11 protein-coding genes are annotated in these 12,202 nt (G+C 57.0%); 7 read left to right on the forward strand and 4 right to left on the reverse strand.

Annotated features, from left to right (window positions below):
- Positions 1-64 precede the first annotated feature (64 nt).
- Positions 65-2,215 (forward strand): ATP-binding protein, encoded by a 2,151-nt coding sequence (locus ACRBB0_RS04760; RefSeq protein ID WP_431373261.1) that lies wholly within the window; start codon positions 65-67, stop codon positions 2,213-2,215.
- Here ACRBB0_RS04760 and ACRBB0_RS04765 read toward each other — a convergent pair whose 3' ends face one another.
- Entirely contained in the window at positions 2,216-2,797 is a 582-nt protein-coding gene (locus ACRBB0_RS04765) for a 3'-5' exonuclease (protein WP_431373262.1), read from the reverse strand.
- A 252-nt stretch (positions 2,798-3,049) separates the two neighbouring features.
- On the opposite strand from ACRBB0_RS04765, the gene ACRBB0_RS04770 reads away from it, so the two are divergent.
- The 4 genes from ACRBB0_RS04770 (at position 3,050) to speD (ending at position 7,583) form a co-directional block, all read left to right on the forward strand.
- Complete coding sequence (locus ACRBB0_RS04770) at positions 3,050-5,575, forward strand: heavy metal translocating P-type ATPase (RefSeq protein ID WP_431373263.1); 2,526 nt, start codon at positions 3,050-3,052, stop codon at positions 5,573-5,575.
- 12 nt (positions 5,576-5,587) lie between these two features.
- On the forward strand, positions 5,588-5,986 hold the full coding sequence (cueR, locus tag ACRBB0_RS04775) for a Cu(I)-responsive transcriptional regulator (RefSeq protein WP_431373264.1): 399 nt from the start codon (positions 5,588-5,590) through the stop codon (positions 5,984-5,986).
- A 162-nt stretch (positions 5,987-6,148) separates the two neighbouring features.
- The gene (locus ACRBB0_RS04780) at positions 6,149-7,084 is read left to right on the forward strand and encodes a pirin family protein (protein WP_431373265.1); all 936 of its coding nucleotides are present in this window, start codon (positions 6,149-6,151) and stop codon (positions 7,082-7,084) included.
- A gap of 127 nt (positions 7,085-7,211) precedes the next feature.
- Positions 7,212-7,583, forward strand: a complete 372-nt coding sequence (gene speD / locus ACRBB0_RS04785; protein ID WP_431373266.1) for an adenosylmethionine decarboxylase — start codon at positions 7,212-7,214, stop codon at positions 7,581-7,583.
- A 79-nt stretch (positions 7,584-7,662) separates the two neighbouring features.
- Here the strand turns inward: speD and ACRBB0_RS04790 are convergent, their stop codons facing one another.
- The 3 genes from ACRBB0_RS04790 to ACRBB0_RS04800 are packed head-to-tail and all read right to left on the reverse strand — an operon-like array spanning position 7,663 to position 10,690.
- The gene (locus tag ACRBB0_RS04790; protein WP_431373267.1) at positions 7,663-8,685 is read right to left on the reverse strand and encodes an extracellular solute-binding protein; all 1,023 of its coding nucleotides are present in this window, start codon (positions 8,683-8,685) and stop codon (positions 7,663-7,665) included.
- The gene (locus ACRBB0_RS04795; protein ID WP_431373268.1) at positions 8,664-10,028 is read right to left on the reverse strand and encodes a sensor histidine kinase N-terminal domain-containing protein; all 1,365 of its coding nucleotides are present in this window, start codon (positions 10,026-10,028) and stop codon (positions 8,664-8,666) included. Before ACRBB0_RS04795 ends, ACRBB0_RS04790 begins: the two co-directional genes overlap by 22 nt.
- Complete coding sequence (locus tag ACRBB0_RS04800) at positions 10,025-10,690, reverse strand: response regulator transcription factor (RefSeq protein ID WP_431373269.1); 666 nt, start codon at positions 10,688-10,690, stop codon at positions 10,025-10,027. Before ACRBB0_RS04800 ends, ACRBB0_RS04795 begins: the two co-directional genes overlap by 4 nt.
- A 99-nt stretch (positions 10,691-10,789) precedes the next feature.
- Here ACRBB0_RS04800 and ACRBB0_RS04805 point away from each other — a divergent pair, with 99 nt between their 5' ends.
- Both ACRBB0_RS04805 and ACRBB0_RS04810 read left to right on the forward strand, forming a co-directional pair.
- The gene (locus tag ACRBB0_RS04805) at positions 10,790-11,755 is read left to right on the forward strand and encodes a Bug family tripartite tricarboxylate transporter substrate binding protein (RefSeq protein ID WP_431373270.1); all 966 of its coding nucleotides are present in this window, start codon (positions 10,790-10,792) and stop codon (positions 11,753-11,755) included.
- Positions 11,755-12,195 (forward strand): tripartite tricarboxylate transporter TctB family protein, encoded by a 441-nt coding sequence (locus ACRBB0_RS04810; protein WP_431373271.1) that lies wholly within the window; start codon positions 11,755-11,757, stop codon positions 12,193-12,195. The genes ACRBB0_RS04805 and ACRBB0_RS04810 overlap by 1 nt, the downstream gene beginning before the upstream one ends.
- Positions 12,196-12,202 lie beyond the last annotated feature (7 nt).

Below are 12,202 nucleotides of genomic sequence, written 5' to 3' on the forward strand. Positions count from 1 at the left end.
CGCGATGCAATTCCTGGCGTAAACCTAACTAGGTTGGACGTGCGGAACCACGTTAGGATTTTTTATGGATATTTCTCCTGATCCGGCGGATTATCCGGGTCTCTTGAAAAAACAAAAAGACAAGATTGTAACGCAATTGGTTTGGGCAATTGCGTTGGTGATGTTCCCTATTTCCGCGTCTCTTTTTGTGTCTCTGTATGAGAACGGATGGAATACCCTCATATTTTTAGAGCTGACCATGTATTTGATAACATGGTCAGTCGCCTTTGGACCGGAAATCCTTCTGCCTCGGACCAAGGCGTTGATTGTCTCGATATGCCTTTTTGTCATCGCCCTGATCGATGTGTATCAATATGGCCTTATCACTGCATTCTTTCCGGTACTGGCGGTTTTGCCCATTGTCGGAACCGTTCTCAGTGGCATGCGTCTTGGGCTTATTGTGGTGGCGATTGGCACCGTGTCTGTGTCGGTCATTGGGTGGCTCACGATATCGGGGCATCTCTTCCCGCCGGTCTCCTTGCCCGCCGCATTGCACAGCCCAGCAGAATGGGCCATGCGGATTTTTGGATATTTAATCGCCTCCATAATAGGTGTTTATACAACCGGATTTTTGTATCGTTTCTACAATGAAACCAACGATGAGTTGCGCCAGAAATTTGCGGAACTGGAAAAGTCTCAGAACCGGCTGGCGCAATCTGCGAAACTTGCGGGCTTGGGCTATGCGATTACAAACCTGCAGACCAATAAGATCGAGGAGTGCGATGAGACATATGCGACGATGCATGGTCTCTCGATTAAGAAAATAAAAGCGCTAGATGTCTGTGACGATATTGTCGGAAAAATCATTCATGAGGATGACCGTGACACCGCGAGTGACGTCGGCGAGAGATTGTTTCGCGGCGAATCTCTGATCGCCGAATTGCGCCATGTTCTGCCCAATGGTGATATCCGCTCCCTTCGTAAAACATTCGCTCCTCTGGATGCGTGTGACCCCGAAAATGTGCGGTTTGAATTGGTGTGTCAGGACGTGACCGCCACACGCAAGATGCAAGACCAACTGTTTCAGACGCAAAAAATGGATGCCATCGGGCAAATGACTGGCGGGGTGGCGCATGATTTCAACAACTTGCTTGCGGTTACATTGGGGAACCTTGAGCTGTTGAAGGGGGAAACCGACGAAGTTGAGCAAAAACGCATGATCCAAAATTGCATCAATGCGACGTTGCGCGGATCTGAGTTGACCAAAAACATGCTGAGTTTTGCGCGCCGCGCGCCTTTGGTGCCCACACGGGTTGATCTGAACGACACCGTGCGCAATCTCAATTCCTGGATCAAGAGAACCTTACCCTCCACCATCACCGTCGACATGGCTTTGTCTGAGAATGTGTGGGCGATTACTGTCGACGAAAGCTCGTTTGAGAGTGCGGTGCTCAATCTGATCGTGAATGCGCGCGATGCGATGCCGGGCGGTGGCGTTTTACGCATCAAAACTGAAAACCTTGAGGTTTCATCCGGCGAGCTCAAAGTGCGTGGCGAGAAAATCCCGTCAGGGCAATACGTTGTGTTGACCGTGTCTGATGATGGTCACGGCATTGACCCCACTCAGCTCCCCAGAATCTTTGACCCGTTTTTTACGACCAAGGGCGTTGGCGGCGGATCAGGGCTTGGGCTTTCGATGCTGGACGGATTTATGACGCAATCAGGTGGTCGGGTTGGGGTGACGTCGGACCTTGATCAAGGCACTGAATTCAGGCTGTATTTCAAAGCCTTTATGCCCGAAGCGGATACGATGACCGCGCCGCAGGACGCGCCACTTAATATGGAAGGGTCCACAAGGATTTTGTTGGTCGAAGACAATGAAGATGTACGTGTGGCTTTGGTCAAGTCCTTGTCCAAGCAAGGTTTTGATGTGACCGAAGCGGTGTCAGGCGACGCTGCCCTTGAGCAGGTTATGGAGCTTGAGGATCAGGTGTTTGGCTTTGACCTTTTGGTGACTGACATTGTGATGCCCGGCCAATTGCAAGGGACCGACTTGGCCAAGGCGCTGCGCGAATTGCGCCCGGACCTGCCGGTTGTTTTCATGTCTGGCTATGCGAGCGAAGCCACAGAGGCGGGGAATGGGCCGCTTTCTGGCGACATCCGCCTGATGAAACCTGTGCGGAGGGACGATTTTCTTGCGGCCATTGCCCGTGCCTTGGGGGCCGCTAAACCGTAATCACAACGGCAGCGACATTTGCGCCTGATGCTTGGTTTGTGCAATTGTTTCAAAGGGCTGCGCCAGTTTCTCTTCGGCCAAGAGCACAACTTCAGCCGAGGCACGCGCGTCTTCTCCCGCGTCGTGATGGGTGAATTCCAACGCCAGCGCGGTTTTCAGATGCCCAAGCCCGTGCCCGCCATTGCCCTTGAACTCTGGCCAGGCTTGTCGGGCAATACGCACGCTGTCGCTCCAACTTAGATCGGGGCGTGGCAATCTATATTGCTTGCACGCCGCAGCAATGGCTTTGCTGTCAAATTTACTATGCTGCACAAGGTGACAGGGGGCCAGAAACGGCAGAAGCTCGGCCCAGATTTGCGGAAAAGTAGGTGCACCAGCCACGGTTTCGGGGCCAATTCCGTGCAGCTGAACGTTAAACGGCGCAAAGCCTGTTTCGGGGTCGACATAGGTCACATAGCTGTGGATGTGGTTGCTATGATCCACGCAGGCCAAACCAATTTGGCAAATGCTCGCTGGCTGACCGCTGGCTGTTTCAACATCCAGCGCCACAAATCGAAACGGGCCAAGGGGCAGGGGGCGCATTTTTTGTCCGGTACGTTTAAGTTCTCTGCGCCTAGGCATATCACATTCGGCCGGTGGCTCTAGCCCTCAACCGCCACATGTTGAAGCGCGGCGTTTTGGCCCTTGACCTTCCCCTAACTGGAACCCTTACCTTCCAGTCACAAGAAGCCGACCCCAGTCACTCAGTCCAGTCACTCAGTCCAATCACTCAGGCTAGCAACAACACCCCCAGCCAGCCTTTGGGCCGCCTGCCACTAACGCAAAAGGTGCGATATGTCCTCGCCAACGACCCTCTCTTTACCTGTTTCACGCATGTCTTGTGCGTCCTGCGCTGGCAGGGTGGAACGTGCGTTGATGGCGACAGAGGGGGTCGATCAGGCCGCTGTTAATCTCGCCACCGGAGCGGTGTTTTTGACCTATAGCGCACCTGCCGATCTGGCCGGTATTGTCACCGCGCTTGACGAGGCTGGCTATCCGGCCGACCTTCAGACAACTGAGCTTGCGGTGTCGAATATGTCTTGCGCCTCATGTTCAGGACGCGTGGCCCGCAGTGTAACAGCGGTGCCCGGCGTTGTTGAGGCCAATGTGAATTTGGCAACCCAAATCGCCACAATCCGCTATGCCGCCACTGTGACCAGCCCCGCAAAACTGGCCCATTTGATCACCGATATGGGGTATCCCGCCGCATTGAAAACCGGCGCAACCACGCAGCCCAACGCCAATTCCAGCGCCCATGCCAGCGCAAAGGCAGATGACGATATTGCGCGCCTTGGACAGCTGACATTGATCGCGGGACTGCTTGCCTTGCCGGTGTTCTTGATCGAAATGGGGGGGCATGCGGTTCCGGCTCTGCATCATTGGATCAACCAAACCATTGGGGCGCAAACCAGCCGCCTTTTGCAATTTGTCTTGACCAGCGCCGTTCTGTTTGGGCCGGGCCTGCGGTTTTATCGCATCGGGGTTCCGCAGCTGCTCAACGGGACGCCGGACATGAACTCGCTTGTCGCGTTGGGCACCGCTGCGGCTTACGGCTATTCGGTCGTGGCCACCTTTGCCCCCGAGCTTTTGCCGGCGGGCACCAATCATGTCTATTTCGAAGCTGCGGCGGTTATCGTCGTTTTGATCCTCTTGGGCCGATGGCTCGAAGCGCGGGCCAAAGGGCGCACTGGCGCCGCGATCCGCAAATTGATCGGTCTGCGCGCCACAACCGCACGGGTGTCGCGCGGTGATCAGATCGTCGAAGTGCCCATCGACGACATCGTGGTGGGCGACGAAATTCACACCCGCCCCGGCGAGAAAATCGCCACCGATGCTGTTGTTTTGTCTGGTCGTTCCTTTGTCGATGAAAGCATGATCACAGGAGAGCCGATCCCGGTCGAAAAGGCCCAAGGCGCGCAGGTTGTGGGCGGCACAATTAACGGCGCGGGGGCTTTGGTTGTGCGCGCCAGCAATGTCGGTGAGACCACCATGCTTGCGCAGATCATCACCATGGTCGAACAGGCGCAGGGGGCAAAATTGCCAATCCAAGGGGCTGTTGATCGCATCACGATTTGGTTTGTCCCGGCGGTGATGCTCGCGGCTTTGGCGACTGTTGCGCTCTGGCTGATGTTCGGCCCGACCCCGGCGCTGAGCCATGCTTTGGTGGCCGGTGTGGCGGTTTTGATCATCGCATGCCCCTGTGCCATGGGCTTGGCCACGCCAACGTCGATCATGGTGGGCACTGGCCGCGCCGCCGAAATGGGGGTCTTGTTTCGTAAAGGCGATGCGCTGCAATCCCTTCAAGAGACCAAGATCATCGCCCTTGATAAAACCGGAACCTTAACCGCCGGACGTCCCGAGTTGTCCGCCATTCATCCCGCGCCCGGCATGGATGAAGATCGGGTTTTACAGCTTGCGGCCGCCGTTGAAAGGTTCTCAGAACATCCAATCGCTCAGGCCATCACCCGTGCCAGCACGGCGCGTGGTCTTGACGATCTGATCGTCACAGATTTTCAATCCCATACCGGATACGGAGTTTCGGCGCAGGTTGAAGGCCATACGGTTTTGGTCGGCGCTGACCGTTTTATGGACGGCCAAGGTATCCATTTGGGTGGGTTGGACGATCAGGGCAAGGCCCTTGGTCGTCAGGGCCAAACCCCTTTGTACGCCGCCATCGACGGCAAGATCGCCGCGCTGTTTACGGTGGCTGACCCCATCAAACCCGGCACGCCGGACGCAATCAAATCCTACCAGAAATTGGGGCTCAAGGTTGCGATGATCACCGGCGATTCCCAAGAAACAGCCGAAGCCATCGCCGCCGATCTGGGCATAGATTTTGTTATGGCCGAAGTGCTCCCCTCTGGCAAAGTCGCCGCCATCAAAGAGCTAAGCCGTTCTGGAAAATTGGCTTTTGTCGGTGACGGTATCAATGATGCGCCCGCGTTGGCCGCGGCGGATGTGGGCATCGCCATTGGCACCGGCACCGACATTGCGATTGAGGCGGCGGATGTTGTGCTGATCTCGGGCGATCTGAACGGGGTGGTGTCCGCTTTGGATATTTCGGCGCGCACCATGCGCAATATCCGGCAAAATCTGTTTTGGGCCTTTGGCTATAATACGGTTTTGATCCCGGCAGCGGCGGGTGCATTCTACCCGGCATTCGGGCTGTTGTTGTCACCGGTTTTGGCGGCGGGGGCGATGGCGCTCAGTTCGGTTTTTGTGTTGTCCAATGCCCTGAGACTGCGCTGGATTGTGCCCAAATCCGTCAACGATACGACAAAGGACCAGCCGGCCAACCCGGCACTGGCCGCTGCGGAATAAAGGACGCCTCCTATGAACCTCACCATCGGCGATGTGGCCAAACGTACGGGGCTTCCGGCCAAAACGATCCGCTACTACGAAGACATCGGCCTTGTGAAACCTCTGCGCGAAGACAACGGGTATCGGGTGTTTCGCGACAGTGATCTGCACAAGCTGACGTTTTTGGGCCGGGCCCGCGCGTTGGGGTTTAGCATCGAAGATTGCCGGACATTGCTGGCCCTATACGAAGACGAAACCCGCGCCAGTGCCGATGTCAAAGCGGTGGCGCAAAAACACCTTGCCGAGATTGAGGCCAAGATCACCGACCTGCAATCCATGCATGCCACCTTGAGCCATCTTTCGTTGGAATGCTCGGGAGACGGGCGCCCCGATTGTCCGATCCTCAAAGGGTTGAGTGGCCAAAACGTCTAGGGGCCTGCCCCTGACCCCTCTGTATCCCGGCTTGGCAACACATGTCTTGGATGTCGGCGTTCACGAACGATGTGTGTGCGTTGGAAACGGCACAATGGCCCCTTAGATTTGTAGGGCTTGCACGTTTGGCACCCAAGCCAAAAGATGCCCCAGGAGTTGACTATGAGTTGGAACCCAACCATTGAACCGCACCATCCCGACGCCGGGTCCGTGGATGATATTGAGACTTTGATCATCCCGCGCGCCCGCGACATCGGTGGGTTTGAAGTGCGCCGCGCCTTGCCATCTGCTCGCCGTCAAATGGTTGGCCCCTTTATCTTTTTCGATCAAATGGGTCCGGCCGAGTTCATCACCGAAGGCGGCATTGATGTGCGCCCGCACCCCCATATCGGTCTCTCGACGGTCAGCTACCTGTATCAGGGCGAATTTGAACATCGCGACAGCACTGGGGCGCATCAGATGATCTATCCTGGTGAGGTCAACCTGATGACCGCCGGGCGTGGGGTCACCCATTCCGAACGCACCAGCGCGCAGACCCGCGCCACCCGCCATGCGTTGTTTGGCATTCAAACCTGGATCGCCCTCCCGGAGGAATACGAAGACACCGACGCCGCCTTTGAACACCACGGCAAAGATGCGCTTCCCTTGCTTGAAGGTGAGGGCAAAGAGGTGCGGCTTATCCTTGGCAACGCTTGGGGTGAAACCGCTCCGACCCGCAGCTATTCCGACATGTTTTATGCCGACGCGCTCTTGCAACCCGGCTCCAAAATTCCGCTGCCCGACAATCATGAAGACCGGGGGGTATATGTGGTTCAAGGCGCTATTATTGTGGCGGGTCAAACCTTTGAGGCCGGTCAAATGATGGTCTTTCGCCCCGGTGATGCGATCACGCTGATTGCCGGGGGGCAGGGCGCGCGCCTGATGCTACTGGGGGGGGCAACGTTGAATGGTCCGCGCCATATCTGGTGGAATTTTGTCGCCTCCTCGCGCGAACGTATTGACGAGGCCAAACAGGCCTGGGCCGCCGGTGATTGGCAAGACGGGCGCTTCCATTTGCCCCCCGGTGACGACCAAGAGTTCATCCCGCTCCCCGAGTAAAGCCAAGAGATCGCACAAAATACCGCACAAAACACTGCGGTCAGGAATGCCAGCCTTGCCTAACCGTCCAAGGCTTCGTACCCCTCTTAGGGCGGAAACGCACCGCGCCAACCTCAGGGGGTATGACTTGAACGGACCTTTCACAGCGCCAGCGCTTGGTCACCACATCCTGGTTGATTTCTGGGGGGCCGATCACTTGCACGATCCAAGGCCCGCCGCCGATGTGCTGCGCCGCGCCGCGCAGTCCGCCGGGGCGACCGTGCTGGAGGTAAACCTGCATGATTTCGGTGATCGCGCCGGGTTTACCGGTGTTGCGCTCTTGGCGGAATCGCATATCTCGATCCACACATGGCCCGAACACGGCTATGCCGCCATCGACATCTTTATGTGTGGAGACTGTGATCCCCTCCTGAGCCTCGCACCGCTGCGGGCTTATTTCCAACCTGAATCCGAACAGATCAAACAGCTTAAACGCGGGCTTGCCCCCGCTGTGACCTAGCTCGTCCCGCCTCTTGTGGCCAAAGGGTTCGGCCCGTCGCTACCAAGAGGCCAGCACCGGTGCAACGCGGCCCAAACACCTATTTTTGTTCAAGCGAGCTTTCCCAGTTGCGCAAAAAACTTTCCCGTTTCAATTGATCCAAAAACACCAATAATCCCGGCCCAAACCGAATAGGTCGCAGCGCCGTATTCGATTGAAACGAGGCACTGTTAATCGCGGGCAACCCCGTCGCTGTGATCAAATCGGGGCGCTGATTATAGCTAAGTAAAAACTCGATCATCGCCTGCGCCCCGGTTTCATTTTCAACTGTCGCCGGGATCAGCGCGGTGCGTGACATTACATTGGTGAAATCGCTCATCTCAATGATATGAAATCCGGGCGTGTCAACCGCTTGCGCCGCCGCATAGCTCCCCAAGACATTATACGCCAACGCCAGCCGCCCTTCGGCGACATCGCGGATCATGTCGCTTGAACAACAATACAGCCGGGCATTTAGGCGCCCCATGACCTCCATCAGCCGCCAAAACGCCTCTGAGTTGCGGCTGTCTTGGGTGGCCATCAAATAGCCAAATCCCGATCGGCGCACATCATAGGTGCCGATCTTGCCGTCAAAACGCTCTGGGCTGTTGCGCAAAATCGCGATCAGCTCGTCGCGATTGCGCGGGGCCTCGCCTGCGCCGAAAAACGCATCCGAGACCACCAAAACCGCCGGTTCCTGGGTGAAGGCAAAGAGCTGATCACGCCATGTCGCCCATTCCGGCAGGTCAATCGCTGCGGGTTTATAGGGCACCGCAAACCCGTCATTGGCCAGCTTGGTCTGCAAATCCATCGCCGATGAAATTGCCACATCAAACTCCGCACCTTCCTCATAAATCGCGGTCATCAGATCGGAGGTGCCGGTGACCGTATACGCGATTGTGGTGCCGGGATGTTCCGCTTGAAAGGCCTTTAGAACCGGCTCAAACACCGCCATATCGGCGGTCGAAATGATGCGAAGCACGGTCTCTTCGGTCTCGGCTGGATAGGTCCGTTGATCTTCAATTTCAAAGGCTTGGACAGCACCTGCCAGAAGCATCGCCCCTAGAAAACCAATGATACGCATGCGCCGCCCCCGCTTGTGTTTTCCGCGATTTCAAGCCGTCCACCATGCACCCGCGCCACCTCTTCGGCGATGGTCAACCCAAGGCCGGAGCCGACCACATCGCCGACATTTCCACCACGCGTATAGCGCTTGGTGATCTGGCTCGGATCGGCACCTCCAAAGCCGCGCCCTTGATCGCTGATTTCCAGCCTGATCTCATTGCCGCGCGTCAACCGTACCGAGATATCACTCTCAACCGGTGAATATTTGATCGCATTATCCAGGATGTTCTGCATCGCTGCCTGTAACAAAATCCCATCGCCTTGGATCGTCACCGCCGCGTCGGGCACATCGCGGGCCACGGCAATGTCCTTAAGATCCGCCGTCGGTCCAAGTCGATCACAGGTCTCGCTCACCAGCGCCCGCAAATCCAGTACATCCCGCGCCAGACTATCGGCACGAAAGGTCACCATCGCATGGTCAAGCATTTGCCCCGCCGAGCGTGAGCTTTCGTCAATCGCGCGGATCATTTCGCGGATCGCTTGTTTGTGCTCTGGCTTGTTAAGCTTTCGGTGGGTGATTTCCGCCTGTGCGCGCACCGTCGCCAATGGCGTGCGCACCCGATGTGCGGCTTCGGTGATAAAATCTTCGGTCCGAGACAGCGAGGCGCGCAAGCGGCCCATAAAGGAATTCAACGCCTCAACCAAAGGCACCAATTCCTCGGGGGTTTCGGCCCGCACTGGGCGCAAATCGGACGGTCCGCGCCGTGTCACCGCCCCGGTCATTCGGCTGATCGGGGCCAATGCCGAATTCGCGGCCCATAGGCTAAGTGCCGTTGCCAAAAGCAAAAAGACCAATCCTACCCCCGTTGCGGTTAGGGTGATCTGCCGCGATATCGCCGCCAATCCCAACCGGGTTTGCGCCACGGTAATCACCGCCGTTGTGGCATTGGCCGCCGGTCCCACACGGCGCGATACCGACACCATGCGCACAGCCTCGCCGCGATATTGCAACGTCGTTAACACCCGCGCGCCCAAGAGCGGCACCAGATCCGGCAATGGTAAATCCTCGTAACCGGTCAAGGTTTCGCCCCCGACGCTGACCCGATAAAATACCCGATCTTGGTTAATCGTTCCCAGCATCGACAGCGCAGAATAGGGCAAATCAAGCGTGACCCCGTCGCCTTCGCTGCGCAGACTGTCGGCAATCGCGGTGGCTGAGGCGGTCAAAATGTCGTCCTGCGTGCCTTCCGCCGCGCGTTCGGCCACGCCGCGCACCACCAAAATGAACACCAAAGACAACAGCGCCGCGACCCCGGCAAGCTGGAAAAACAACCGTCTACGGATCGAGCCATGCGCCTTCACGCAGGCACCATCCGATAGCCCAAACCGCGCACCGTTTCGATCTTGCTTCCTGATCCCTCCAACCGTTTGCGCAAGCGCCCGACATAGACCTCAATCGCGTTTTCCGAGGCCTCATCCGACAGTGAAAACAATCTGTCCATCAGGTGAGATTTGGCAAATACCTGGCCGGGGGCGTTGAAAAACACCTCTAGCAATCGCAACTCCCGGTTGCGAAGCGCGATGACCTTGGTGCCGAATCGCAGCTCGGCGCTGGCCGAATCAAGCACCGTTCCTTCAAAGGTCTTTTGGTTGTCAGCGGCACCGCCCTGACGGCGCAAAACCGCTCGACACCGGGCCTCAAGCTCGGAAAAATCGAAGGGTTTGGTGATATAATCATCCGCCCCCAGGTCGAGCAATCCGACCCGGTCTGACACGGCAGATCGCGCCGTGACCACAATCACCGGCACCCGTTCCTTGGCCTGCCTCTGCCGTTCCAGAAAGGTGCGCCCATCGCCATCGGGCAACATAATATCCAGCAATATCAAATCAAAAGAAGCCACCGCCATGAGATCATCTGCGGCCTCCAATGTCGCGGCGTGATCCACCGCATGGCCGTCAAGCTGTAAGCGTTCAACGATATTGGCCGCCAGTTGCATGTTATCTTCAATCAGCAAAAATCGCATCAAGGGGCCTTTTTGTGCGGATGACAGGTTCTTGTCAGGTTCAGGGGATTTGCTCAAAGCATGGGCGGATCAAACCGCCGTGTCAAATGGGAGGAAACCATGACAAAACGTCTTTTCAAGGCGCTGATGACCAGTGCCGTACTCAGCGTTACCGCAACCACTGCGTTCGCTGCCGAATGTATTGCCCCTGCGAACCCCGGTGGTGGCTGGGATTTTACCTGCCGTCAGATTGGTAAAATCATGCATGACATCGGTGCGGTCGACAAACCTGTTCAGGTCACCAATATGGCCGGTGCCGGTGGTGGTCTTGCCTTCAACCATGTTGTGTCTGAGCGTGCCGATGACTCTGATCTGATCGTGGCTGCATCCTCCGCAACCTCGACCCGTCTGGCCCAAAACGCCTATGCTGGCATGACCGCCGATCAGGTGCGTTTCGTGGGTGCCATCGGTGCTGATCCCGGCGTGATCGTCGTTGCGGCCGACAGCCCATACCAGTCGCTGACCGATCTGGTTGACGCGATCAAGGCCGAGCCGGGCAAAATCGCCTTTGCCGGTGGCTCTGCGGTTGGCGGGTTTGACCACATCAAACCTCTGATGATCCTACAGCGCGCCGGTGTTTCCGACGTCAAAGCGATCAAATATATCGGTGTTGACGGTGGCGCGGATGCGATCACCCAAACCGTGGGTGGTTTCACCGCGGCGATGACCGGCGATATGTCTGAAATCGTTGGCTTCCTCAAATCCGGTGACGTGCGCGCCATCGCGGTTCTGACCGAAGAGCGTGTGCCCGGTTTCGAAGATATCCCAACCGCCAAAGAGCAAGGTTTGGACGTTGTCGCCGTGAACTGGCGTGGTCTCTATGTGCCAAAAGACATCTCGGATGATGACTTCAACATGTGGGCCGAGCGTCTGCAAAAAGTGGCCGATTCCGCCGAGTGGCAAGAAGCCATGGCCGCCAACGGCCTTGCGCCTTTCACCAAAGTTGGTGGGGATTTCCAATCTTACGTTGACGGTGTTGTCGAAGAAATTCGCACCCTGTCCAAAGAGATCGGGGTGATCCAGTAATGGCCTCTGACCGCATCTTCGGAGCGGTCGTGACACTGATTGCACTGGCGTATATCGCCAGTGCAACACAGATCCAGACCAGCTTCATGGCCGACCCGGTTGGCCCGAAAACCTTTCCGATCCTCGTGGGCGCAGTGGCCGCCATTTGCGGGATCATCATGTGCCTCAAACCTGACGAAGACCCAGAATGGCCAGAGCTGGCAACGCTCGGATCGCTTTTGATCGCCGTTGTTGTGTTGATTGGCTATGCCTATGCGCTCAAACCTTTGGGTTTTATCCTTCCGACCGCGGTGACCGCCGCGATCCTGAGTTATCAGATCAACCCGCGCCCGGCCCATGCCGCGCTGGCCGGGGTTGGCCTTTCGCTAGGCCTGTTCGTGATCTTCAAATTCGCACTTGGTCTTAGTCTGTTTGGCTTGCCCAAGTTCGTGACTGGCTAGGGGCCAA

The sequence above is a fragment of the Pelagimonas sp. genome, assembly GCF_050633425.1.
Lineage (GTDB): Bacteria > Pseudomonadota > Alphaproteobacteria > Rhodobacterales > Rhodobacteraceae > Pelagimonas.

Excerpts from the sequence above, each read along its gene's own strand:
- ACRBB0_RS04760 (WP_431373261.1), top strand. The coding sequence starts at position 65 with ATGGATATTTCTCCTGATCCGGCGGATTATCCGGGTCTCTTGAAAAAA.
- ACRBB0_RS04765 (WP_431373262.1), bottom strand. The coding sequence starts at position 2,797 with ATGCGCCCCCTGCCCCTTGGCCCGTTTCGATTTGTGGCGCTGGATGTT.
- ACRBB0_RS04770 (WP_431373263.1), top strand. The coding sequence starts at position 3,050 with ATGTCCTCGCCAACGACCCTCTCTTTACCTGTTTCACGCATGTCTTGT.
- cueR (WP_431373264.1), top strand. The coding sequence starts at position 5,588 with ATGAACCTCACCATCGGCGATGTGGCCAAACGTACGGGGCTTCCGGCC.
- ACRBB0_RS04780 (WP_431373265.1), top strand. The coding sequence starts at position 6,149 with ATGAGTTGGAACCCAACCATTGAACCGCACCATCCCGACGCCGGGTCC.
- ACRBB0_RS04790 (WP_431373267.1), bottom strand. The coding sequence starts at position 8,685 with ATGCGTATCATTGGTTTTCTAGGGGCGATGCTTCTGGCAGGTGCTGTC.
- ACRBB0_RS04800 (WP_431373269.1), bottom strand. The coding sequence starts at position 10,690 with ATGCGATTTTTGCTGATTGAAGATAACATGCAACTGGCGGCCAATATC.
- ACRBB0_RS04805 (WP_431373270.1), top strand. The coding sequence starts at position 10,790 with ATGACAAAACGTCTTTTCAAGGCGCTGATGACCAGTGCCGTACTCAGC.
- ACRBB0_RS04810 (WP_431373271.1), top strand. The coding sequence starts at position 11,755 with ATGGCCTCTGACCGCATCTTCGGAGCGGTCGTGACACTGATTGCACTG.